The 22632-nt window shown below is 68.7% G+C and carries 22 protein-coding genes; 6 read left to right on the forward strand and 16 right to left on the reverse strand.

What is annotated here, in order from left to right; all coding sequences use genetic code 11:
• Positions 1-39 precede the first annotated feature (39 nt).
• From trxB to UN84_RS15040, 3 genes are all read right to left on the reverse strand, one after another.
• Positions 40-990 carry a thioredoxin-disulfide reductase gene (gene trxB, locus UN84_RS15030; RefSeq protein ID WP_046078375.1) on the reverse strand — a complete coding sequence of 317 codons (951 nt, stop codon included), beginning with the start codon at positions 988-990 and terminating at the stop codon, positions 40-42.
• 133 nt (positions 991-1123) lie between these two features.
• Positions 1124-1726 (reverse strand): peroxiredoxin, encoded by a 603-nt coding sequence (locus tag UN84_RS15035; protein WP_016853437.1) that lies wholly within the window; start codon positions 1724-1726, stop codon positions 1124-1126.
• A 171-nt stretch (positions 1727-1897) separates the two neighbouring features.
• Complete coding sequence (locus UN84_RS15040; RefSeq protein WP_035592719.1) at positions 1898-2107, reverse strand: CPXCG motif-containing cysteine-rich protein; 210 nt, start codon at positions 2105-2107, stop codon at positions 1898-1900.
• A gap of 173 nt (positions 2108-2280) precedes the next feature.
• Here UN84_RS15040 and acnA point away from each other — a divergent pair, with 173 nt between their 5' ends.
• Complete coding sequence (gene acnA / locus UN84_RS15045; RefSeq protein ID WP_046078376.1) at positions 2281-5028, forward strand: aconitate hydratase AcnA; 2748 nt, start codon at positions 2281-2283, stop codon at positions 5026-5028.
• Between the two features lie 92 nt (positions 5029-5120).
• On the opposite strand, the gene UN84_RS15050 is transcribed toward acnA, so the two are convergent.
• The 9 genes from UN84_RS15050 to radC all read right to left on the reverse strand — a co-directional run bounded on the left by UN84_RS15050 (position 5121) and on the right by radC (position 13453).
• Positions 5121-6800, reverse strand: coding sequence for an NAD-dependent malic enzyme (locus UN84_RS15050; RefSeq protein ID WP_046078377.1), 1680 nt, complete (start codon positions 6798-6800; stop codon positions 5121-5123).
• A gap of 132 nt (positions 6801-6932) precedes the next feature.
• A complete protein-coding gene (locus UN84_RS15055) occupies positions 6933-7958 on the reverse strand; it encodes a tryptophan--tRNA ligase (protein ID WP_046078378.1) in 1026 nt (341 codons plus the stop codon).
• A 232-nt stretch (positions 7959-8190) separates the two neighbouring features.
• Positions 8191-9306, reverse strand: a complete 1116-nt coding sequence (ald, locus tag UN84_RS15060; RefSeq protein WP_046078379.1) for an alanine dehydrogenase — start codon at positions 9304-9306, stop codon at positions 8191-8193.
• A gap of 201 nt (positions 9307-9507) precedes the next feature.
• On the reverse strand, positions 9508-9828 hold the full coding sequence (locus tag UN84_RS15065) for a putative signal transducing protein (protein WP_046078380.1): 321 nt from the start codon (positions 9826-9828) through the stop codon (positions 9508-9510).
• 64 nt (positions 9829-9892) lie between these two features.
• Entirely contained in the window at positions 9893-11089 is a 1197-nt protein-coding gene (locus UN84_RS15070; protein ID WP_046078381.1) for a class I SAM-dependent rRNA methyltransferase, read from the reverse strand.
• Between the two features lie 88 nt (positions 11090-11177).
• Complete coding sequence (mutM, locus tag UN84_RS15075) at positions 11178-11999, reverse strand: bifunctional DNA-formamidopyrimidine glycosylase/DNA-(apurinic or apyrimidinic site) lyase (protein WP_046078382.1); 822 nt, start codon at positions 11997-11999, stop codon at positions 11178-11180.
• A 123-nt stretch (positions 12000-12122) separates the two neighbouring features.
• The gene (gene rpmG, locus UN84_RS15080) at positions 12123-12278 is read right to left on the reverse strand and encodes a 50S ribosomal protein L33 (RefSeq protein WP_016856547.1); all 156 of its coding nucleotides are present in this window, start codon (positions 12276-12278) and stop codon (positions 12123-12125) included.
• A 24-nt stretch (positions 12279-12302) separates the two neighbouring features.
• Complete coding sequence (gene rpmB, locus UN84_RS15085; protein ID WP_035592734.1) at positions 12303-12539, reverse strand: 50S ribosomal protein L28; 237 nt, start codon at positions 12537-12539, stop codon at positions 12303-12305.
• Positions 12540-12778: 239 nt separating this feature from the next.
• The gene (gene radC, locus UN84_RS15090; protein ID WP_046078383.1) at positions 12779-13453 is read right to left on the reverse strand and encodes a RadC family protein; all 675 of its coding nucleotides are present in this window, start codon (positions 13451-13453) and stop codon (positions 12779-12781) included.
• A 160-nt stretch (positions 13454-13613) separates the two neighbouring features.
• On the opposite strand from radC, the gene coaBC reads away from it, so the two are divergent.
• The 5 genes from coaBC to slmA all read left to right on the forward strand — a co-directional run bounded on the left by coaBC (position 13614) and on the right by slmA (position 18431).
• A complete protein-coding gene (gene coaBC, locus UN84_RS15095) occupies positions 13614-14843 on the forward strand; it encodes a bifunctional phosphopantothenoylcysteine decarboxylase/phosphopantothenate--cysteine ligase CoaBC (RefSeq protein ID WP_046078384.1) in 1230 nt (409 codons plus the stop codon).
• 48 nt (positions 14844-14891) lie between these two features.
• Positions 14892-15359: a dUTP diphosphatase gene (gene dut, locus UN84_RS15100; RefSeq protein WP_046078385.1), complete on the forward strand. Its 468-nt coding sequence runs from the start codon at positions 14892-14894 to the stop codon at positions 15357-15359.
• A 66-nt stretch (positions 15360-15425) separates the two neighbouring features.
• Positions 15426-16823 (forward strand): phosphomannomutase/phosphoglucomutase, encoded by a 1398-nt coding sequence (locus tag UN84_RS15105; protein WP_046078386.1) that lies wholly within the window; start codon positions 15426-15428, stop codon positions 16821-16823.
• 32 nt (positions 16824-16855) lie between these two features.
• Positions 16856-17758, forward strand: coding sequence for an acetylglutamate kinase (gene argB / locus UN84_RS15110; protein WP_035592742.1), 903 nt, complete (start codon positions 16856-16858; stop codon positions 17756-17758).
• Between the two features lie 61 nt (positions 17759-17819).
• Complete coding sequence (gene slmA / locus UN84_RS15115) at positions 17820-18431, forward strand: nucleoid occlusion factor SlmA (protein ID WP_035592743.1); 612 nt, start codon at positions 17820-17822, stop codon at positions 18429-18431.
• Between the two features lie 87 nt (positions 18432-18518).
• Here the strand turns inward: slmA and rpoH are convergent, their stop codons facing one another.
• The 4 genes from rpoH to ftsY form a co-directional block, all read right to left on the reverse strand.
• Positions 18519-19385, reverse strand: coding sequence for an RNA polymerase sigma factor RpoH (gene rpoH, locus UN84_RS15120; protein ID WP_106487804.1), 867 nt, complete (start codon positions 19383-19385; stop codon positions 18519-18521).
• 134 nt (positions 19386-19519) lie between these two features.
• The gene (ftsX, locus tag UN84_RS15125; RefSeq protein ID WP_046078389.1) at positions 19520-20491 is read right to left on the reverse strand and encodes a permease-like cell division protein FtsX; all 972 of its coding nucleotides are present in this window, start codon (positions 20489-20491) and stop codon (positions 19520-19522) included.
• Positions 20488-21156, reverse strand: coding sequence for a cell division ATP-binding protein FtsE (gene ftsE / locus UN84_RS15130; protein ID WP_035592751.1), 669 nt, complete (start codon positions 21154-21156; stop codon positions 20488-20490). The genes ftsX and ftsE overlap by 4 nt, the downstream gene beginning before the upstream one ends.
• Positions 21153-22622 (reverse strand): signal recognition particle-docking protein FtsY, encoded by a 1470-nt coding sequence (ftsY, locus tag UN84_RS15135; RefSeq protein WP_046078390.1) that lies wholly within the window; start codon positions 22620-22622, stop codon positions 21153-21155. Before ftsY ends, ftsE begins: the two co-directional genes overlap by 4 nt.
• Positions 22623-22632 lie beyond the last annotated feature (10 nt).

Raw genomic sequence — 22632 nt, forward strand, 5'->3', positions numbered from 1 at the left:
TTAGCGTGATGCCAGAGCCCGACAGGCGGGCCTCAAGCCTCAGAGCGTTTCCAGGTAACGCTCGGCGTCCAGGGCCGCCATGCAGCCGGTGCCGGCGGAGGTCACCGCCTGGCGGTAGACGTGGTCCATGACGTCGCCGGCGGCGAACACGCCCGGCACGCTGGTGGCGGTGGCGTTGCCCTCGAGGCCGGACTGCACCTTGATGTAACCGCCGGCCATGTCCAGCTGGCCCTCGAAGATGCCGGTGTTGGGGCTGTGGCCGATGGCGATGAACACGCCCGGCGCGCCGATCTCACGCGAGCTGCCGTCCTCGGTGGACTTCAGCCGCGCCCCGGTGACGCCGGTGTTGTCGCCCAGCACCTCGTCCAGGGTGTGGTTCCAGATCAGCTCGACGTTGCCGTTCTCGGCCTTCTCGAACAGCTTGTCCTGCAGAATCTTCTCGGCGCGCAGGCTGTCGCGGCGGTGCACCAGGGTGACCTTGGAGGCGATGTTGGAGAGGTACAGCGCCTCTTCCACGGCGGTGTTGCCGCCGCCGACCACCACCACTTCCTGGTTGCGGTAGAAGAAGCCGTCGCAGGTGGCACAGGCGGACACGCCCTGGCCCATGAACTTCTGCTCGGAGTCCAGGCCCAGGTAGCGGGCGCTGGCGCCGGTGGCGATGATCAGGGCATCGCAGGTGTAGGTGCCGTTGTCACCCTTCAGGGTGTAGGGCGTCTCGCGCAGCTCGACCTCGTGGATATGGTCGAACAGCACCTCGGTGTCGAAGCGCTCGGCGTGGCGCTTCATGCGCTCCATCAGCTCGGGGCCCTGCACGCCGGTGTCATCGCCCGGCCAGTTGTCCACGTCGGTGGTGGTGGTCAGCTGACCGCCGGCCTGGATGCCGGTGATCAGCAGCGGCTTCAGGTTGGCGCGGGCGGCGTAGACGGCGGCGGTGTAGCCGGCGGGGCCGGAGCCGAGGATGATCAGGCGTTCGTGGCGCGCTTCGCTCATGGGGAACCTCGCAGGTCTCGAAAGGGGTGGAGCAACGGGCTTGGCGATGGCGGCGAGCCGTCGGCATCGCGAAGGCCGCTGTCGGGGACGCGAGGGGCGGCCCGCAGGCCGCCCCGGGGGACATCACACGGGCTTAGAGAGCGCCGGCGTGGTTACCCAGGTAGCTCGCGACACCTTCGGCGGTGTCCTTCATGCCTTCCTGGCCTTCGTCCCAGCCGGCCGGGCAGACTTCGCCGTTCTTCTGGTGGAACTGCAGGGCCTTGACCATGCGCAGCATCTCGTCGACGTTGCGGCCCAGCGGCAGGTTGTTGACGACCTGGTGCTGGACGACGCCGTTCTCGTCGATCAGGAAGGAACCGCGCATGGCGACGCCGGCTTCCGGATGCTCGATGCCGTAGGCCTGGGTGATCTCGTGCTTGACGTCGGCCACGATCGGGAAGCCGACTTCACCGATGCCGCCCTTCTCCGGCGAGGTCAGGCGCCAGGCGTGGTGGGTGAACTGGGAATCGATGGAGACACCGATCACCTCGACGCCGAGCTCCTTGAACTGCGCCAGACGGTTGTCGTGGGCGATGATCTCGGACGGGCACACGAAGGTGAAGTCCAGCGGCCAGAAGAACAGCACGCGGAGCTTGCCGTTGCTGTCGGACAGCTTGAAGTTATCGACGATCTCGCCGTTGCCGAGGACGGCGGCGGCTTCGAAATCGGGTGCTTGACGTCCAACCAGTACGCTCATGCAGATCTCCTTGAGTGAGTGATGGCATTCATGGGAGTAAAAGCGGAATGCCTACGCTAGGTCAGGCATCCTCGCCGCACCACCGAAGCGAGTCAATGGCACGGATAGGCAAAATCGATGACCGGCAGCCGCGGCGCGCACGCACGCCGCGGCGGCTCACAGCACTTGTCTTCACAGTACCTCGTCGTCGCGTCCCAGGGTCAGCGACTCGAGCTCGCCGCCGACCAGCGACACCTCGATGCGCATCTGGATCGGCGAACAGCACTGCGGGCAGTCCTCCCAGGTCGTGTGGCTGCCCTGGGAAAGGTCGACCAGCAGGTCGAAGCCGGTATCGCAGTAGGGGCAGCGCACCGCGTGGCTGTCCAGCGCTTCCTCGTGCACGTCTGTCTCCCCCCGGCCGGGTCAATGCCTCGTTAGATGGGGCGCCGCGGCCGTCTTTTCAAGGGCGCCGGGCCCGCCGTCGGCGCGATGGTTGAAAAGGCCATCTATCATGACCATGTAATCGATAGCGGACCAGGATGGTTCGATCTTTCCCGCCGTGACAGGAGGACCCCATGAGCACTTCGTCCCTACCGGAGACGCTGCAGACCCTCGACGCCGCCGGCACCACCTTCCATTACCATAGCCTGCCCAAGGCCGCCGAGACGCTGGGCGACATCGATCGCCTGCCGATGACGCTGAAGATCCTGCTGGAGAACCAGCTGCGCTTCGCCGATCAGGAAGGCGTCGAGCGCGAGGACATGCAGGCGCTGGTCGACTGGCAGAAGACCGCCTCGTCCGATCGCGAGATCGGCTACCGCCCGGCCCGGGTGCTGATGCAGGACTTCACCGGCGTCCCCGGCGTGGTCGACCTGGCCTCGATGCGCGCCGCGGTCGAGACCCTCGGCGAGCAGCCGTCGCGCATCAATCCCCTGTCGCCGGTGGACCTGGTGATCGACCACTCGGTGATGGTCGACCACTTCGGCGACCCCAGCGCCTTCAAGGACAACGTCGCCATCGAGATGGAGCGCAACCGCGAACGCTACGAGTTCCTGCGCTGGGGCCAGCAGGCCTTCGACAACTTCCGCGTGGTGCCGCCGGGCACCGGCATCTGTCACCAGGTCAACCTCGAGTACCTGGGCAAGACGGTGTGGACCAAGGAGGAGGACGGCAAGACCTTCGCCTATCCCGACACCCTGGTCGGCACCGACTCCCACACCACCATGATCAACGGCCTGGGCGTGCTCGGCTGGGGCGTCGGCGGCATCGAGGCCGAGGCGGCCATGCTCGGCCAGCCGGTGTCGATGCTGATCCCCGAGGTGGTGGGCTTCAAGCTCACCGGCAAGCTGCGCGAGGGCATCACCGCCACCGACCTGGTGCTGACGGTGACCCAGATGCTGCGCAGCCGCGGCGTGGTCGGCAAGTTCGTCGAATTCTACGGCGATGGCCTCAAGGACCTGCCGCTGGCCGACCGTGCCACCATCGCCAACATGGCCCCGGAATACGGCGCCACCTGCGGCTTCTTCCCGGTCGACGACGAGACCCTCACCTACATGCGCCTGACCGGCCGCGACGAGGAGCAGATCGCCCTGGTCGAGGCCTACTGCAAGGCCCAGGGCCTGTGGCGCGAGCCCGGCGCCGAGCCCGTCTTCAGCGACACCCTGGAGCTCGACATGGGCGACGTCGAGGCCAGCCTGGCCGGCCCCAAGCGCCCCCAGGACCGCGTCACCCTGGCCGACATGCCGACGGCCTTCGCCAAGGTGATGGAGGACGACGGCAAGCCGCTCGGCGATTCCACCGAGAACGGCAAGCTGATGTCCGAGGGCGGCCAGACCGCGGTGGGCGTCGAGGAGAGCTACGAGCACCACGACAGCCAGGAGGTCGACCTCGAGGGCGAGGCCTTCCGCCTCGACCCCGGCGCGGTGGTGATCGCCGCCATCACCTCCTGCACCAACACCTCCAATCCCAGCGTGATGATGGCCGCCGGCCTGCTGGCGCGTAACGCCCGGGAGCGCGGGCTCGACACCAAGCCCTGGGTCAAGACCTCGCTGGCGCCCGGTTCCAAGGTGGTCACCGACTACCTGGCCGCCGGCGGCGTGCAGGACGACCTCGACGCCCTGGGCTTCAACCTGGTCGGCTACGGCTGCACCACCTGCATCGGCAACTCCGGCCCGCTGCCGGAGCCTATCGAGCAGGCGATCACCGACGGCGACCTGACCGTGGCCTCGGTGCTGTCCGGCAACCGCAACTTCGAGGGCCGCGTCCATCCTCAGGTGAAGACCAACTGGCTGGCCTCGCCGCCCCTGGTGGTGGCCTATGCCCTGGCCGGCAACGTGCGCAAGGACCTGGCCCGCGACCCGCTGGGCGTCGACCGCCACGGCCAGCCGGTCTACTTGCAGGACATCTGGCCTTCCCAGGCCGAGATCGCCGAGGCGGTGGAACAGGTCCGCACCGAGATGTACCGCAAGGAATACGCCGAAGTGTTCGAGGGCGACGAGGTGTGGAAGGCCATCGATGTGCCCGAGAGCGAGGTGTACCAGTGGAACGAGGATTCCACCTACATCCAGCACCCGCCGTTCTTCGAGGGCATGGGCCGCGATCCCGCCCCCACCGAGGACGTCCACCGCGCCCACGTGCTGGCCATGCTCGGCGACTCGGTGACCACCGACCACATCTCGCCGGCCGGCGCCATCAAGCCCGACAGCCCGGCGGGTCGCTACCTGCAGGAGCGCGGCGTCAAGCCGGTGGACTTCAACTCCTACGGCTCGCGGCGCGGCAACCACGAGATCATGATGCGCGGCACCTTCGCCAACGTGCGCATCAAGAACGAGATGCTCGACGGCGTGGTCGGCGGCGAGACCCGCCACGTGCCTTCCGGCAAGCAGATGGCCATCTATGACGCGGCCATGCAGTACCAGCAGGAAGGCACCCCGCTGGTGGTGATCGCCGGCAAGGAATACGGCACCGGCTCCTCCCGCGACTGGGCCGCCAAGGGCACCCGGCTGCTCGGCGTGCGCGCCGTGCTGGCGGAGTCCTACGAGCGCATCCACCGTTCCAACCTGATCGGCATGGGCGTGGTGCCGCTGCAGTTCCCCGAGGGCGAGACCCGCGAGACCCTGGGCCTGACCGGCGACGAGCGTGTCTCCATCAAGGGCCTCGACGATCTCGCCCCGGGCGGCAAGGTCGAGGTGACCATCGAGAGCGACAAGGGCGAGCAGACGCTCGAGGCGCTGTGCCGCATCGACACCGCCAACGAGCTGGAGTACTACCGCCACGGCGGCATCCTGCACTACGTGCTGCGCAAGATGATCGGTTCGGCCTGATTCGCTGATTCCACAGCACCATGAAAAAGCCCCCGCCGTTGACCCGGCGGGGGCTTTCTTGTGCGGTCGATACTGAGCTCGATCGGCGCGCCTCAGAAGGAGCGGCGACGATAGGCGCGATACTCCGGCGTCCAGAAGTTGCGCTCGATGGCATTGCGCAGGGTCTGTTCATCGGACTTCAGCGCCACGCCCTCGCGCTGGGCCTCGGCGCCGACCTCGAAGGCGATCGCCTTGGACAGCTCGCGGATGTCGGCCAGCGCCGGCAGCACCGCGCCCTCGCCGGTCTTCGCCACCGGCGCCGCATCGGCCAGCGCCCGGGAGGCGGCCATCAGCATGGTGTCGGTGATGCGCTTGGCGCCGGACGCCACCACGCCCAAGCCGATGCCCGGGAAGATGTAGGCGTTGTTGCACTGGGCGATCGGGTAGGAGCGCCCGCCGTGCTCCACCGGGGCGAAGGGGCTGCCGGTGGCGACCATCGCCTGGCCGTCGGTCCAGCGGATCACGTCCGCCGGCACCGCCTCGGCGCGGGAAGTCGGGTTGGACAGCGGCATCACCAGCGGCGAGGCGCAGCCGGCGTGCATGGTGCGGATCACCTCCTCGGTGAAGATGCCCTGCTGGCCGCTGACCCCGAGCAGCACGGTCGGCTTGACCCGCTTGACCACCTCCAGTAGCGACTGGCCGTCCCAGTCGGCGACCAGCGTCGCCTCCTGGGCCAGGCGGCGCTGGAAGTCGCGCAGCCAGGCCTGGTCACCGGTCACCAGGCCCTCGCGGTCCACCATGTAGATGCGCTGGCGCGCCTCGGCCTCGGACAGGCCCTCGGTCTGCATGGCCACGACGATCTGCTCGGCGATGCCACAGCCGGCCGAGCCGGCGCCGACCACCGCCACGCGCTGGTCGCTGACGGTCTCGCCGCGGGCCTTGCAGGCCGCCATCAGGGTGCCGACGCAGACGGAAGCGGTGCCCTGGATGTCGTCGTTGAAGCAGCACAGCTCGTCGCGGTAGCGGTCGAGCAGCGGCAGGGCGTTGGCCTGGGCGAAGTCCTCGAACTGCAGCAGCACGTTCGGCCAGCGGCGCTTCACGGCGGTGATGAACTCGGCCATGAAGACGTTGTACTCCTCCTGGGAGATACGCGGATGGCGCCAGCCCATGTACATGGGATCGTCGAGCAGGGTCTGGTTGTTGGTACCCACGTCGATCTGGATCGGCAGGGTATAGGCCGGGCTGATGCCGCCGCAGGCGGTATACAGCGACAGCTTGCCGATCGGGATGCCCATGCCGCCGATGCCCTGGTCGCCCAGGCCGAGGATGCGCTCGCCGTCGGTGACCACGATCACCTTGACGTTGTCCTTGGTCGCGCTGCGCAGGATGTCGTCCATGCGGTCGCGGTCGGGGTAGGACACGAACAGGCCGCGGTGGTTGCGGTAGATGTTGGAGAACTCTTCACAGGCCTGACCGACCGTCGGCGTATAGATGATCGGCAGCATCTCCTCGAGATGCTCGGAGACCAGCCGGAAATACAGGGTCTCGTTGTCGTCCTGGATGGCGCGCAGATAGATGTGGCGATCCAGGTCGGTCTGGCACTGGCGATACTGGCGATAGGCCCGCTCCGCCTGCTCCTCGATGGTCTCGACGTTCTGCGGCAGCAGGCCGATCAGATTGAACTCGAGGCGCTCCTCCCGGGTGAAGGCGCTGCCCTTGTTGAGCAGGGGCATTTCGAGCAGGGGCGGCCCGGCGTAGGGCACATAGAGGGGGCGCTTGGCTTCGCTGGTCATCAAGTTCTCTCTTTCCATGTCGGGAATGCGGGCCGTGGCGCTCTGCGGCGCCTTGGTCGGTACTCTACCACAACGGCGCCCCCGACCAGGGTCGGAGGCGCCGTTGTGGATCTCCACCTTGGGACACCGTGCCTAGACGAACCGGCCCAGGCCGACCGCCTCTCGCAGGCGATCCATGAAGGGGGCGGCCTCGGCCCGGGCACGCTCGGCGCCCTGCTTCAGCACGGCCTCGATGTGGGCGGGGTCTTCCAGCAGCGCCTGGTAGCGCTCGCGGGGCTCGCGCAGGTGGGCGTTCAGGTACTCGAAGACGCGGTTCTTGGCGTCGCCCCAACCGATGCCGTTCTCGTACTCGGAACGCATGGCCGCGGTCTCCTCGGCGCTGGCGAAGGCCGAGTAGATCTGGAACAGGGTGCAGGTGTCCGGGTCCTTGGGCTCGCCGGGCTCCAGCGAGTTGGTCTTGATCTTGCGGACCAGCTTCTGCAGCTTCTTCTCGGAGACGAACAGCGGAATGGTGTTCTCGTAGCTCTTGGACATCTTGCGCCCGTCCAGGCCGTTGAGCACCTGAACCCGCTCGTCCACCACCGCCTCGGGCTGGGTGAAGTACTGACCCTTGAACAGGTGGTTGAAGCGTCCGCCCATGTCGCGCGCCATCTCGATATGCTGGATCTGGTCGCGGCCGACCGGCACCTTGTTGGCGTTGAACATCAGGATGTCCGCCGCCATCAGCACCGGATAGCCGAACAGGCCCATGGTGATGCCGCGATCGGGATCGGGGCTGCCGGCTTCCTCGTTCTCCGCCACCGCCGCCTTGTAGGCGTGGGCGCGGTTCATCAGGCCCTTGGCGCAGACGCAGGACAGCATCCAGTTCAGCTCGGCGATCTCGGGCACGTCCGACTGGCGGTAGAAGATCGCGTTGTCGGTGTCGAGGCCCAGCGCCAGCCAGGTGGCGGCGATTTCCAGGCGCGACTGCTGGACCCGCTTGGGGTCCTGACACTTGATCAGGGCGTGCAGGTCGGCGAGGAAGTAGTAGGACTGGACGCTCGGGTCCTGGCTAGCCGCGATGGCGGGCTTGATGGCCCCGACGTAGTTGCCGAGGTGGGGCGTGCCGGTGGTGGTGATCCCCGTCAGCACACGGGTCTTGTCGGAAGATGCGGTCATGAAAGCGGGACTCAGCTGACTCTCGAATGCCCGCTATGGTAACGCGGCGCCCCGGCCAAGGCGACCTGCCTGAGGCCGCCCGCGGGCTGATCCGGCGACAGGTCCCGGGGTGCCGGACCATCGAGGAGGCGCTGTGAACCCCTCCCTGGGCGCTACCGACGCCATCCTTGGCGTAGGACCTCCTCTTCGACCTGTCCCCGGCGCCCGCCAGCTATCGACTCGGTAACGGGAATCAGCCAATCAGTCGATCGACCTCCACGTAGTCGAGCCCGAAGGCCTCGGCCACGGCGCGATAGGTCAGCTGGCCGTCGTGGACATTGAGGCCCGCGGCGAAGTGGGCATCGTCGGCCAGCGCCTGCTGCCAGCCCTTGTCGGCCAGGGCGACGACGAACGGCAGGGTGGCGTTGGTCAGCGCCTGGGTCGAGGTGCGCGCCACCGCGCCGGGCATGTTGGCCACGCAGTAGTGCACCACGCCGTCGACCACGTAGGTGGGCTCGGCGTGGGTGGTCGGCCGGCTGGTCTCGAAGCAGCCACCCTGATCAATGGCCACGTCCACCAGCACGCTGCCCGGCTTCATCTCCGCCAGCATGGCGCGGGTGATCAGCTTGGGCGCGGCGGCGCCGGGCACCAGCACGGCGCCGATGATCAGGTCGGACTCGCGCACCGCTTCCTCGAGGGCGTCGGCGGTGGAGAACACGGTCTTCATGCGGCCCTGGTAGCGGTCGTCGAGGGTCTCGAGGCGCGGGATGGACTTGTCCAGCACCGTCACCTCGGCGCCCAGCCCCAGCGCCATGCGCGCGGCGTTCTCGCCGACCACGCCGCCGCCGATCACGGTGACCCGCGCCGGCGCCACGCCGGGCACGCCCGGCAGCAGCACGCCGGCGCCGCCCTGGGCCTTCTCGAGACTGTGGGCGCCGGCCTGCACCGCCATGCGGCCCGCCACGGTGCTCATCGGTGCCAGCAGCGGCAGCCCGCCGTCGGCCGCGGTGATGGTCTCGTAGGCGATGCAGGTGGCGCCGCTTTCCATCAGCCCCCGGGTCAGCTCTTCCTCGGCGGCCAGGTGCAGGTAGGTGAACAGCGTCTGCCCCTTCGAGAGCCTCGCGACCTCCTCCGGCTGGGGCTCCTTGACCTTGAGGATCAACTCGGCCTCGGCCCACACCCTGGCCACGTCGGGCTCGAGGCGCGCGCCGGCGGCCTCGTAGTCGGCATCGCTGAAGCCGGCGCCCTCCCCGGCGCCGGCCTGAACGACCACCGCGTGGCCGCGGCCGATCAGCTCGCGGGCGCCGCTGGGCGTCAGGGCGACGCGGTATTCATGGTTCTTGATTTCCTTCGGAACGGCGATCTGCATGGACGATCCTCGCGGTTGGCCGATGGATGAGAATGGCTCACCACCTCATTACAGCACAGCAGAACGATCACGCAGACAGGCGCGCTTAAAAAGACAGGATTTTCAGGAAAGTGCCGAAAGGTACAGAACGTCGTTCGGCAAAACGGCCTTCTCACCACAATTCGCTCGACGAAACCGCCGCCGCCCTGCGGTTGCCCGACATCAGGGCCGGGAGCGGCCGCAGTTCCAGCAGGCATCGAACGCGCCTTCCAGCCGCTCGCCGCAACCGGGGCAGGTCCAGGCCGGGCGGTCCACGCGACCTTCGAGGGCGTCGTGGATCAGCGCCTCGGCCCGCGCCCGGTTGTGGGGCGCGACCCAGACCTCGGGTTCGCAGTCGCCCGGCGGCAGCTCACCGGCGCCGCCACCCAGGGTCAGGTTGCGCCGCTCGACGGGGATGCCGGCGACCTCCAGCAGGTTGGCCACGTGGCCGACCAGCAGCGGATTGGCGTGAGAGAAGACACGGACGAAGGCGAAGTCGTTCATGGGCGCTCGCGTTAAGGAAAAACGGGGCGCGCCGGATGGCGCGCCCCGTTTCATCGGGCCTCGATCAGTCGCGGAAGACACGCACGCCGAGGGCCTTGAGGTAGGCGGTCTCGGGAATCGCCGGGTGCACCGGGTGATCCGGCCCCTGGTGGCCCTGGAACAGGATCTGGGCGTGGCGATCCTGATGGCGGGCGGCACCGCGCACGGTGTCCACCAGACGCTCCGGCGCCAGATGCATCGAGCAGGAGGCCGACAGCAGCAGGCCGTCGCGGCCGAGCAGGCGCATGGCCTCGCGGTTGAGCTTGCCGTAGGCGCGCTCGCCGGCAGTGGTGTCCTTGCGCTTCTTGATGAAGGCGGGCGGATCCAGGATCACCACGTCGAACTGTTCGCCGTCGGCCTTGAGCGCGGCCATGGCCTCGAAGGCATCGCCCTCGCCCACCGCCACCTGCTCGTGCAGGCCGTTGAGGGCGGCGTTATCGGCGACCCGCTCCAGCGCCGGGGCGCTGGCGTCCACGCACAGCACCTCGCTGGCACCGCTGGCGGCGGCCTGAACGCCCCAGCCGCCGACGTAGCTGAACAGGTCGAGCACGCGCTTGCCGGCCACATGCTGGTTGAGCCAGGCGCGATTGACGCGGTGGTCGTAGAACCAGCCGGTCTTCTGGCCGTCGAGCACCGGGGCGACGAAGCGCACGCCGTTCTCCTCGAGCTCCACCGCCTCCGGCAGCGTGCCCTTGACCACCTCGATCTGGCTTTCGAGGCCTTCCTGACGGCGACCGGAGGTGTCGTTGCGCAGCACCACGGCGCTCGGGGAGACGACCTTGTCCAGGGCATCGAGCAGCGGCTCGAGCTGGGCCTCCATGCCGGCGGTGTTGAGCTGCACCACCAGCACGTCGCCGAAGCGGTCGATGATCAGCCCCGGCAGCAGGTCGCCCTCGCCGTGCACCAGGCGATAGAACGGCTTGTCGAACATGCGCTGGCGCAGGGCCAGGGCCTGGTTCAGGCGGTGGACCAGCAGCGAGCGGTCGAGCTGCATGGCCGGGTCGCGGGACACCAGGCGCGCGCAGATCAGCGAGTGGGCGTTGACGTAGGCCACGCCCAGCGCCTTGCCGTTGGCGGCCTCGACCTGGGCCTGCTCGCCGGGGGCGAAGTCCTTGAGCGGCGTGGCCTGGATGTCGATCTCGTTGGAGTACAGCCAGAGATGTCCCGCCTTGAGGCGGCGATCGGCGTTCTTCTTCAGGCGCAGTGAGCGTAGGGCGGTCATGTCGTGGCTCTCATCATGGAGGTCGTGGGGACGTTCGGGGAATGCCGGCCGTGGGCCCGGGCATCGAAATCGAATCGGGTGGCGGCGCTCAGGTCTGGCACTCGCCGCAGAAGACGCTGGCCCGCTGGCCCAGGGTCACCAGGCGCAGCTCGGCGCCGCAGCGCCGGCAGGGCTGGCCGTCACGGCCGTAGACGTTGAGCCGCTGGGCGAAGTAGCCCGGCTCGCCGGTGCCGCTGACGAAGTCGCGCAGGGTGGTGCCGCCCTGGGTGATGGCGGCGGCCAGCACCTCGCTGACCGCGGCCGCCAGGCGGTCGTAGCGCTCGCGCGAGATGCGCCCGGCGGCGCGCCGGGGATCGATGCCGGCCAGGAACAGCGCCTCGGCGGCGTAGATGTTGCCGACGCCGACGACCACGGCATTGTCCATCAGGAAGGGCTTCACGGCCATGCGCCGCCGGCGCGACAGCTCGTACAGCCGCCCGCCGTCGAAGGCCTCGGAGAGCGGCTCCGGGCCCAGCTTCGCGAGGCGCGCGTCGTGCTCGGCATCGCCGGCCAGCCAGTCGACGAAACCGAAGCGCCGAGGGTCGTGATAGCGCAGCACCGCGCCGTCGTCGAGCACCAGGTCGACGTGGTCGTGCTTCTTGGGCAGCTCGCCGACCCGGGCGATGCGCAGGCTGCCGGACATGCCGAGATGCCACAGCAGCGTGCCGCCGCCGCCCTCCACGGGGATCAGCAGGTACTTGGCGCGACGCCCCAGCGAGCCGATGCGCGCGCCCACCAGGCGGTCGATCAGGTCTTCCGGCACCGGCACCCGCAGGCGGGACTGGCGCACGATCACCTCGGTGATCTCGCGGCCCTCCACGTGCGGGGCAATGCCGCGCCGGGTGGTCTCGACTTCGGGCAACTCGGGCATGGAATGACCTGCTATCGGCGGCGTGCGGCGATCATACGCAAGAACCCGACCATCGGGCCGGGTTCTTGGGGACAGGCCGAGGCCTGCGGCGGAAGCGATCTCGGGAACCGCGGGGATCCCGACTTACTTGATCTTGGCTTCCTTGTACATCACGTGCTTGCGAACAACCGGATCGAATTTCTTCATCTCCATCTTGTCAGGAGTGTTCCGCTTGTTCTTGTCGGTGGTGTAGAAGTGGCCGGTACCGGCGCTGGACACCAGACGAATCTTGTCACGCATGAGTCTTCTCCCTTATGGAAACGCTTAGACGGTTTCGCCACGCTTGCGAATGTCGCCGAGCACCGCTTCGATGCCCTTCTTGTCGATGATGCGCATGCCTTTGGAGGAGACGCGCAGCTTGACGAAGCGCTTCTCGGACTCCACCCAGAAACGGTGGCTGTGCAGGTTCGGCACGAAACGACGACGCGTCTTGCGCTGGGAGTGTGAAACGTTGTTACCAGTCACCGGGCGCTTGCCGGTAACCTGACATACTTTGGACATGAGAGCCTCCAACCGCTTGGCCAGGTACGAATACCTGATTGTTCAAAACCTGTCGGGCAAAACCGGGACGACCCCGCTGTCATTTGACCCAAGGGAATTCAAAGGCTGCACTTTATACCAGAGTCAACGTTGCCAGACAAGCGACGTGCAGAAATGTGCAGCGGCATCGCCGGCCGACGTGGCCTCGGGGCCAGTCTCGGGCGAGCACGACTGCGTCTGCGGATTTTGATCGCGGCGGATTATAGCAGCCCTCGCTCGGCGAATGACACCACCTCGCCGTCACCGACCACGAAATGATCCAGCACCCGGATCTCGAACAGCCCGAGCGCCTCCTTGAGACGCTCGGTGATGCGCCGGTCGGCATCGCTGGGCTCGGCCACCCCGGAGGGATGGTTGTGAGCGAAGATGATCGCCCCGGCGCCCAGTTCCAGGGCGCGGCGCACCACCTCGCGGGGATACACCGAGGCGCTGTCGAGGGTGCCACGGAACAGCGACTCGAAGCGGATCACCCGATGCTGGCTGTCGAGGAACAGCGCCGCGAACTCCTCGTGGCCGAGATGTCGCAGCCGCGAGGCCAGATAGGCGCGCACCAGCGACGGCGAGGTCAGCGCATCCTCCCGCGCCAGCTGGCTGGCCAGGTGGCGCCGGGACAGCTCCAGCGTGGCCTGCAGCTGCACGAACTTGGCCTCGCCCAGCCCGCGTTCGGCGCAGAAGCGCGTACGATCGGCCTCCAGCAGCGGCCGCAGGCCGCCGAAGGCCGACAGCAGGTCGCGGGCCAGATCCACCGCCGAGCGCCCGGTCACGCCCACGCGCAGGAAGATCGCCAGCAGCTCGGCGTCGGAAAGCGCCTCGGAACCCAGCGCCAGCAGCTTCTCCCGGGGGCGTTCGCCCTCCGGCCAGTCACGAATCGACATCCCGGCCTCCCTGCCCGTTTTTCATCCTCAGGATAGTGTAGCCCCGAGACCGGCAGGCGATAGCCGGAAGGCGTGGCACCGGCAACGCCGAGGAGCGCGGCTACGCAAGGGTGCGGCCGAATGGTAAGGTAGACGGCCGGATTCAGCCGCGGATACGACCATGTCGACAGCCCTTCCACGCCGCGTTCTGCTCGGCATCAGCGCCGGCATTGCCGCCTACAAGAGCGCCCAGCTCGCCCGCCTGCTCAAGCAGGCCGGCTGCGAGGTGCGCGTCGTGATGACCGACGGCGCCCAGGCCTTCATCACCCCGCTGACGCTGCAGGCGCTGACCGGCGAACCGGTGCGCACCTCGCTGCTCGACCCCGAGGCCGAAGCCGGCATGGGGCACATCGAGCTGGCCCGCTGGGCGGACCTGATCCTGATCGCCCCGGCCACCGCCGACGCGATGGCGCGACTGGCTAACGGCCACGCCGACGACCTGCTCACCACCCTGTGCCTGGCGAGTGACGCCGACAAGGCCATGGCCCCGGCCATGAACCAGGCCATGTGGCGCCAGTCGGCCACCGCCCGCAACGCCCGTCGGCTGGTCGACGACGGCTGGACACTGCTGGGCCCGGACAGCGGCGACCAGGCCTGCGGCGACGTGGGCCCCGGCCGCATGCTCGAGCCCGACGCCATCCTCGCCGCCCTGAGCGCGCCCGCCGACCGCCCCGCCGAAGGTCTTCACGTGGTGATCACCGCCGGCCCCACCCGCGAGCCGCTGGACCCGGTGCGCTACCTCTCCAACCACAGCTCCGGCAAGATGGGCTACGCCCTGGCCACCGCCGCCGCCGCCCTCGGCGCCCGGGTGACGCTGATCAGCGGACCGGTGGCGCTGCCCACTCCGGCCGGCGTGACGCGCATCGACGTGGAAAGCGCCCGGGAGATGCACGACGCCGCCCAGCGCCTGGCCGGCGACTGCGACCTGTTCATCGGCTGCGCCGCGGTAGCGGACTACCGCGCCGAGGCGCCGGCCGAGCACAAGCTCAAGAAACAGGAAGGCGAGGACACCCTCACCCTGCGCCTGGTCAAGAACCCCGACATCATTGCCGCCGTCGCCGCGCGTCCCGACCGCCCCTTCGTCGTCGGCTTCGCCGCCGAGACCCGGGACCTCGCCGCCTACGCCCACGACAAGCTCGCGCGCAAGGGGCTCGACATGGTGGTGGCCAATGACGTCTCCCGCGCCGGGCTCGGCTTCGGCGCCGACGACAACGCCGCCCTGCTGCTGTGGCGCGAGGGCGACACCACCGGCCAGGACGACCTGCCGCCCCAGCCCAAGGCCGAGCTCGCCGAGGCCGTGATCCGACGCGCCCTGGCACGCCTGACCCCATCGGTCGGCGACGCCGGCTGATCCCCGACTCCGTTCGTCTTTTACCGTTCTATTTCTGGAAGCCACACCATGCCGACCACCGCCGACCGCCCCCGCCTCGCCGTCAAGCTGCTCGACGAGCGGATGCGCGACCACCTGCCCCACTACGCCACCCAAGGCTCCGCCGGCATGGACCTGCGCGCGCTGCTCGACGAGCCGCTGACCCTCGAGCCTGGCGACTGCCAGCTGGTGCGCACCGGACTCGCCATCCACATCGCCGACCCGGGTCTGGCCGGCATGATCCTTCCCCGCTCCGGGCTCGGCCACAAGCACGGCATCGTGCTCGGCAACCTGGTCGGGCTGATCGACTCCGACTACCAGGGCGAGCTGATGATCTCGGTGTGGAACCGCGGCAGCACCACCTTCACCCTCGAGCCCTTCGAGCGCCTGGCCCAGTACGTGCTGGTGCCGGTGGTGCAGGCCGAGCTCGAGCTGGTCGACGACTTCGACGAGAGCCTGCGCGGCGGCGGCGGCTTCGGCCACTCCGGTCGCCACTGATGCTTCGGGCCGCCACTGACGTTGCTGGCGCCACCGACAACGATTTCCTCACACAGGAACGATGACATGACTCAGAATGGCTCTTGCCAGGCTCCGGCCTCGATCTTCCGCGCTTACGACATCCGCGGCATCGTCGATGACACCCTCACCGAGGCCGGCGTCGAGGGCATCGGCCAGGCCATCGGCAGCGCCGCCCTCGCCCGCGGCGAATCCCGGGTGGTGGTGGCCCGCGACGGCCGCCTCTCCGGCCCGCGGCTCAAGGACGCCCTGACCCGCGGCCTGACCGCCAGCGGCTGCGACGTGATCGACATCGGCATGGTGCCGACCCCGGTGCTCTACTTCGCCACCCACGTACTGGACGGCACCGCCTCCGGTGTGATGGTCACCGGCAGCCACAACCCGCCGGACTACAACGGCTTCAAGATCGTGCTCGGCGGCGAGACGCTGTCCGGCGAGACGATCACCGACCTGCATCGCCGGATCGAGGAAGGCGACCTGGCCGAGGGCGCCGGCGAGGTGCACCAGGAAGACGTGCGCGAGGCCTATCTCGAGCGCATCCTCGGCGACGTGAGCCTGGCCCGCCCGCTCAAGGCGGTGGTGGACTGCGGCAACGGCGTGGCCGGCGAGCTCGGCCCCAAGCTGGTCGAGCGCCTGGGCGCCGAGACGATCCCGCTGTTCGCCGAGATCGACGGCACCTTCCCCAACCACCATCCGGACCCGGGCAAGCCCGAGAACCTCGAGGACCTGATCCGCGCCGTGCGCGAGCACGACGCCGACATCGGCCTGGCCTTCGACGGCGACGGCGACCGCCTGGGCGTGATCACACCCCAGGGCCAGCTGATCTACCCCGATCACCTGATGATGGCCTTCGCCGAGGACATGCTCGAGCGCAACCCCGGCGCGCGGGTGATCTTCGACGTCAAGTGCACCGGCAACCTGGCCCGCGTCATCGATGAGGCCGGCGGCACCCCGGAGATGTGGCGCACCGGCCACTCGCTGATCAAGGCACGCATGAAGGAGACCGGCGCCCAGCTCGCCGGCGAGATGAGCGGCCACATCTTCTTCAAGGAGCGCTGGTACGGCTTCGACGACGGCCTCTACGGCGCCGCCCGGCTGCTGGAGGTGCTGTCGCGTCATGAAGAGGACGCCGATGCCTTCTTCGCCCGCTACCCGCAGGACATCGGCACCCCGGAGATCAACGTCGCGGTGACCGACGAGACCAAGTTCGAGCTGGTGGCGCGGCTGGCCCGGGAAGGCGACTTCGGCGACGATGGCGTCAAGACCACCCTCGACGGCATCCGCGTCGACTATCCGGACGGCTGGGGCCTGTGCCGCGCCTCCAACACCACGCCGGTGCTGGTGCTGCGCTTCGAGGGCAAGAGCGACGCGGCGCTCGAGCGCATCCGCGCCCGCTTCGCCGATGCCCTCGCCCAGGTGGCCCCGGACCTCGAGCTCGCGCTGTGAGCCACGACAAAGACACGACCAGGAAGGAAGACATGAGCGAACAGAACCGCGACCCGCGCCAGGTAGTGGAGGTGCTGTCGGAGGCCCTGCCCTACATCCAGCGCTTCTCCGGCAAGACCGTGGTGGTCAAGTACGGCGGCAACGCCATGACCGAGGACACCCTGATCGACTCCTTCGCCCGCGACATGGTGTTGATGAAGGAGGTCGGCATCAATCCGGTGGTGGTCCACGGCGGCGGCCCGCAGATCGGCGACCTGCTCGACAAGCTCAAGATCGAGTCGCGCTTCGTCAACGGCATGCGCGTCACCGACGCCGAGACCATGGACGTGGTCGAGATGGTCCTGGGCGGGCTGGTCAACAAGGGCATCGTCAACCTGATCAACCAGAGCGGCGGCAAGGCCATCGGCCTGACCGGCAAGGACGGCGGCCAGATCCGTGCCCGCCAGCTCCAGGTCGAACAGCAGACGCCGGACATGGCCGCCTCCGAAATCATCGACATCGGCCACGTCGGCGAGGTGGAGCACATCTCCACCGACCTGATCGAGATGCTCGCCGAGCGCGACTTCATTCCGGTGATCGCACCGATCGGCGTCGACGAGGCCGGGCGCAGCTACAATATCAATGCCGACCTGGTGGCCGGCAAGGTGGCCGAGGCGCTGGACGCCGAGAAGCTGATGCTGCTGACCAACGTCTCCGGCCTGATGAACGCCGAGGGCGAGGTGCTCACCGGCCTGACCACCGCTCAAGTCGACGCCCTGATTGCCGATGGGACCATTCACGGCGGCATGCTGCCGAAGATCCGCTGCGCCCTGGACGCCGTGAAGGGCGGCGTGGCGAGCGCTCACATCGTCGACGGCCGGGTGCCCCATGCGACCCTGCTGGAAATCTTCACCAACGCGGGAGTGGGCACGCTGATCACCAACGCGAACCGATGATGATGCCGGGGCCGACGCCCCGGCTGCCCCTCTTATCAAGGACCGACAAGAAAAGAACATCATGACGCAGGCAACTCACACCCCCAGCCGCCGGGAGCAGATCCTCCAGGGGCTGGCGCTGATGCTGGAGGAAGACAGCGGCAAGCGCATCACCATCGCCGCCCTGGCGCGCCAGGTCGGCGTCTCCGAAGCCGCCCTCTACCGCCATTTCCCCAGCAAGGCACGCATGTTCGAGGGGCTCATCGAGTTCATCGAACAGACGCTGTTCGAACGCATCGGCCGCATCCTCGAGGAGGTGCCCGAGGCACTGCCTCGCTGCGGCCAGATCCTCACCCTGGTGCTGGCCTTCGCCGAGAAGAACCCGGGCCTGTCGCGGCTACTCGGCGGCGACGCCCTGACCGGCGAGACGGCGCGGCTGCGCCAGCGCATCCACCAGCTGTTCGAGCGCCTCGAGACCCAGCTCAAGCAGGTGCTGCGGGAGGCGGAACTGCGCGAGGGGCGTCGCCCGTCGCTGCCGATTCCCGCCGCCGCCAACCTGCTGGTCGCTCAGGTCGAGGGACGCATCGCCCAGTACGTGCGCAGCGACTTCCGCCACCTGCCCACCGCGCACTGGGATGACCAGTGGCCGGTATTATCGGCGGGGCTACTGCGCGAGGCAGTGCAGACCGCCTGACGCCGCTCGCCGCGAGAACCGGCAACAAAAAACCCCGAAGGCACCAGCCTTCGGGGTTTTCTTCGTGCGGCGCGGCGGCCCGTACCGTCAGGCCGCCAGGGTCTCGCCGATCTGCTGTTTGATCTTCTTCATGGCGTTCTTCTCGAGCTGGCGGATGCGCTCGGCGGATACGCCATAGACGTCGGCCAGCTCGTGAAGGGTCGACTTGTCGTCGCTCAGCCAGCGCTGCTGGAGGATGTCGCGGGAGCGCTCGTCGAGCCCCTCCAGCGCCATCTGCAGGCGGCGGGTGGCGTCGGCCTCCCAGTCGCTGTCCTCGAGCTGGGTCGCCGGATCCTGGCTGGCGTCGTCCAGATAGTGGACCGGCGCCTGGTAGGCGGTCTCCTCGTCCTCCCCCGGCGCGGCATCGAAGCCGGCGTCGTGGGCGGACAAGCGCCCCTCCATCTCGCGCACGACCTCGGGCTTGACGTCGAGATCCTTGGCAATGGCCTCGACCTCGTCGGTGTTCAGCCAAGCCAGGCGCTTCTTGGCGCTGCGCAGGTTGAAGAACAGCTTGCGCTGCGCCTTGGTGGTGGCGATCTTGACGATCCGCCAGTTGCGCAGCACGAACTCGTGAATCTCGGCCTTGATCCAGTGTACGGCGAAGGACACCAGACGCACGCCCTGGCGCGGATCGAAACGCTTGACCGCCTTCATCAGGCCGACGTTGCCTTCCTGGATCAGGTCGGCCTGAGCCAGGCCATAGCCGGAATAGCTGCGCGCGATGTGTACGACGAAGCGCAGATGCGACATCACCAGACGGCGCGCCGCCTCGAGGTCGCCCTCGTCGTGCAGACGGAAGGCCAGGTCACGCTCCTCGTCGACGGTCAGCATGGGGATGCCGTTCACCGCCTGGATGTAGCCGTTGAGGTCGTGGCCCGGGGAAAGGTGGCCCACCGGCAGAAGACTGGTGCTCATGTGCAAAATGTCTCCGTTGAAGCCCGTGTGTGGAATCCCTTGTATGGAAACCCGTACTGGGAACCTGAGTCGCCGCATTGGATAGCGGCTTACCGATTTGGTTCCGGCAGTATTCCCGATTCGCAAATGCGTCGCTAGCGGGGCCGGATCTGAGCCAGGTGGCGACTCACGGCGATCCAGGCGCCCAGCCAGCCCAACAGTGTACTACAGCCGAGCAGGGTTGCCGACCCCGTGAAGCCGAGCCCCGGCAGCGTGAACGTCGCGCCGTAGCTGGCCGCCAGGGCGGAAATCGGCGCCGCCAGCCAGTTGCCGCCGAGGGTCAAGAGCCCGCAGGCGAGCAGGCCGCCGCCCAGGCCATACCAGGCCCCGCTGTAGAGGAAGGGACGGCGCACGAAGGCATGGGTGGCGCCGATCAGGGTCACCACCTCGATCTCCTGGCGTCGATTCTCCACCGCCAGGCGAACGGTGTTGCCGACCACCAGCAGCACCCCGAGGCCGAACAGCACGGCGAGCCCCAGCCCGACCCGGCGGCCCAGCTCGGCCAGGCGACCGAGGCGCTCCAGCCAGGCCAGGTCCAGGCGCACCTCCTCGACCCCGGCCACCTCCTCCAGGTCGCCGGCCAGGCGCTTCACCGCCGCCGGCGCGGGGTCGTCGGGGCGAATCACCACGCTGGCCGGCAGCGGATTGCCCGGCAGCCGCGCCAGGGCATCCTCCAGCCCCAGCGCCTGCTGGAATTCGGCCATGCCCTCGGCGGCGGTGATCAGGCGCGTGCCGGCCACGCCATCGTGGGCGGCGAGGGCCTCGACGATGCGCCCCGCCTCGGCGTCCCCGACGCGATCCTCCAGGTAAACGGTGACGGTCGCACTCTCGTCGAGCTCGGCATCGAGCAGTCGTGCCCCGTCCAGGGTCAGCCACAGCCCCGCGGGCAGCACCAGGGCGATGGCGATGGCGAGCATGGTCAGCAGGCTGCTCAGCGAGTGGCGCAGCAGCCGACGGGCACTGTCCAGCGCCATGGCCCGGTGGTGGCGCAGCCAGCTGCGCCAGCGGCCGCCGGAGGACGGACGCTGGGCACGGGCGCCACGGCGGGCAGGCGTCTCTCGGCTCATGAGGCCTCCTCGTCGGCGACCAGGCGCCCCTCGTGGAGGCGCAGGGTACGGTGGCGCAGCCGGGCGATCAGCGCCAGATCGTGGCTGGCGATCATCACCGTGGTGCCGATGCGGTGGAAATCCTCGAACAGGCGCATGATGTCCGCCGAAAGCTGGGGATCCAGGTTGCCGGTGGGCTCGTCGGCCAGCAGCAGGGAGGGCTTGTTGACCACCGCCCGGGCGATGCCCACGCGCTGCTGCTCGCCGCCGGAAAGCTCGATCGGCAGCGCCTTCTCGCGGTGCAGCAGCCCCACCTTGTCCAGCGCGGCGCGCACCCGCCGCGCCGCCTCCCTCGGCTCGGCGCCCTGGATCTCCAGCGGCAGCGCCACGTTGTGATAGATCGAGCGGTCGAACAACAGCTGGTGATCCTGGAACACCACGCCGATCTGGCGCCGGTAGAACGGCACCTGGCTGTGATGCAGGCGGTCGATGTCATGACCGGCGACCAGGATGCGCCCGCGGCTGGGCCGCTCCAGGCGCATCAGCAGCCGCAGCAGCGAGCTCTTGCCGGCCCCGGAGTGGCCGGTGAGAAACACCATCTCGCCGCGGCGCACGCGGAAGTCGAGATTGGCGAGCGCCTCGAAGCGCCCGCCGTAGCGCTTGCCGACGTGCTCGAAGGCGATCATGCCGAGGCGTCGTCGCGGTCGAACAGGGCGTCGACGAACTCCCGGGCATGGAAGGGACGCAGATCGTCCAGGGTCTCGCCGACGCCGATGAAGCGGATCGGCGTGCCCAGCTGCTGGGCCAGGGCGAAGATGACGCCGCCCTTGGCGGTGCCATCGAGCTTGGTCAGGGTGATGCCGGAGACCGGCACCGCCTCGTTGAAGGTGGACGCCTGGGACAACGCGTTCTGACCGGTGCCGGCATCCAGCACCAGCATCACCTCATGGGGCGCCTGCTGGTCGAGCTTGCCCATCACCCGACGCACCTTCTTGAGCTCCTCCATCAGGTGCGCCTTGTTGTGCAGCCGGCCGGCGGTGTCGGCGATCAGCACGTCGACGCCGCGGGCGCGGGCCGCGGCCAGGGCATCGTAGACCACCGAGGCGCTGTCGGCGCCGGTGTGCTGCGCCACCACCGGCACGTCGTTGCGTTCGCCCCAGACCTTGAGCTGCTCCACGGCGGCGGCGCGGAAGGTATCGCCGGCGGCCAGCATCACGCTGCGGCCCTCGCGCTGGAAGCGCTGGGTCAGCTTGCCGATGGTGGTGGTCTTGCCGACACCGTTGACGCCGACCACCAGGATCACGAACGGCCCCTCGCCCTTGGGCGGCAGCTCGAGCGGCCCAGTGACGCCCTCGAGCAGGGTCGCCAGCTCCTCCTGCAGGGCCTTGTACAGCGCCTCGGGGTCCTTGAGCTCCTTGCGCGAGACGCGGTCGGTGAGCCGGTCGATGATCTCGGTGGTGGCCTCGATGCCCACGTCCGCCATCAGCAGCTGGGTCTCGAGCTCCTCCATCAGATCGTCGTCGATCTGCTTGCGGCCCATGAACAGGCCGGCGAGCCCCTCGGTCAGGTTGGCGCGGGTCTTGCCCAACCCCTCGCGCATGCGCGCGAACAGGCCCTTCTTCTTGCCCTGGGGCTTCTCGCGGGCCTCGGCCCTGGGCGTCTCCCCCGGCGCCGGAGCGGGCTCGGGCTCCGGTTCTGGCTCCACGACGGGCTCGGGCGCGGCGGCTTGTTCGGGTTCAGGAGCGGGCTCGGGCTCCGGCTCGGCTGGCGACTGGACGGCGGGCTCGGCCTCGGGCTCCGCGGCCTGCGGTTCGGCGTCTGCCACCTCGGGCGTCTCGGGCTCGGACGCTTCCGGTTCGACGTCGGCTGCCCGGGGCGTCTCAGGCGCCTCTACCGGCGCGGGTTCGGCATCTGCCGCGGGCGTCTCGGGCTCCTCGACCGGCTCGGGCGCTGCGGACGCCTCGGTTTCATCGTCGCGCTCGGCGACGGGGGCGGGCTCGGTCGCCGGGGCGGGCTGCGCCTCGGTCGGCGTCTCGGCCTCCGGCTCGGCCGTCGCGGCATCAGGCGCCTCCTCCTGCTCGACCTCGGGGGCCTGCTGGGACTCCTGCTGCTGCTCTTGCTGCTTCTTCTTGCGCTTGAAAAAACCGAACATGGGGGGATTC

Source organism: Halomonas sp. HG01, from assembly GCF_000968715.2.
In the GTDB taxonomy this organism is placed as follows: domain Bacteria; phylum Pseudomonadota; class Gammaproteobacteria; order Pseudomonadales; family Halomonadaceae; genus Halomonas; species Halomonas halophila.

Coding starts and splice junctions, on each gene's coding strand:
- ftsE (WP_035592751.1), bottom strand. CDS start 21,156: ATGATCGCCTTCGAGCACGTCGGCAAGCGCTACGGCGGGCGCTTCGAG.
- UN84_RS15065 (WP_046078380.1), bottom strand. CDS start 9,828: ATGAACGACTTCGCCTTCGTCCGTGTCTTCTCTCACGCCAATCCGCTG.
- UN84_RS15070 (WP_046078381.1), bottom strand. CDS start 11,089: ATGACCGCCCTACGCTCACTGCGCCTGAAGAAGAACGCCGATCGCCGC.
- UN84_RS15105 (WP_046078386.1), top strand. CDS start 15,426: ATGACTCAGAATGGCTCTTGCCAGGCTCCGGCCTCGATCTTCCGCGCT.
- argB (WP_035592742.1), top strand. CDS start 16,856: ATGAGCGAACAGAACCGCGACCCGCGCCAGGTAGTGGAGGTGCTGTCG.
- mutM (WP_046078382.1), bottom strand. CDS start 11,999: ATGCCCGAGTTGCCCGAAGTCGAGACCACCCGGCGCGGCATTGCCCCG.
- radC (WP_046078383.1), bottom strand. CDS start 13,453: ATGTCGATTCGTGACTGGCCGGAGGGCGAACGCCCCCGGGAGAAGCTG.
- slmA (WP_035592743.1), top strand. CDS start 17,820: ATGACGCAGGCAACTCACACCCCCAGCCGCCGGGAGCAGATCCTCCAG.
- dut (WP_046078385.1), top strand. CDS start 14,892: ATGCCGACCACCGCCGACCGCCCCCGCCTCGCCGTCAAGCTGCTCGAC.
- UN84_RS15035 (WP_016853437.1), bottom strand. CDS start 1,726: ATGAGCGTACTGGTTGGACGTCAAGCACCCGATTTCGAAGCCGCCGCC.
- ftsY (WP_046078390.1), bottom strand. CDS start 22,622: ATGTTCGGTTTTTTCAAGCGCAAGAAGAAGCAGCAAGAGCAGCAGCAG.
- ftsX (WP_046078389.1), bottom strand. CDS start 20,491: ATGAGCCGAGAGACGCCTGCCCGCCGTGGCGCCCGTGCCCAGCGTCCG.
- UN84_RS15050 (WP_046078377.1), bottom strand. CDS start 6,800: ATGACCAGCGAAGCCAAGCGCCCCCTCTATGTGCCCTACGCCGGGCCG.
- UN84_RS15055 (WP_046078378.1), bottom strand. CDS start 7,958: ATGACCGCATCTTCCGACAAGACCCGTGTGCTGACGGGGATCACCACC.
- ald (WP_046078379.1), bottom strand. CDS start 9,306: ATGCAGATCGCCGTTCCGAAGGAAATCAAGAACCATGAATACCGCGTC.
- rpmG (WP_016856547.1), bottom strand. CDS start 12,278: ATGCGTGACAAGATTCGTCTGGTGTCCAGCGCCGGTACCGGCCACTTC.
- coaBC (WP_046078384.1), top strand. CDS start 13,614: ATGTCGACAGCCCTTCCACGCCGCGTTCTGCTCGGCATCAGCGCCGGC.
- rpoH (WP_106487804.1), bottom strand. CDS start 19,385: ATGAGCACCAGTCTTCTGCCGGTGGGCCACCTTTCCCCGGGCCACGAC.
- trxB (WP_046078375.1), bottom strand. CDS start 990: ATGAGCGAAGCGCGCCACGAACGCCTGATCATCCTCGGCTCCGGCCCC.
- acnA (WP_046078376.1), top strand. CDS start 2,281: ATGAGCACTTCGTCCCTACCGGAGACGCTGCAGACCCTCGACGCCGCC.
- rpmB (WP_035592734.1), bottom strand. CDS start 12,539: ATGTCCAAAGTATGTCAGGTTACCGGCAAGCGCCCGGTGACTGGTAAC.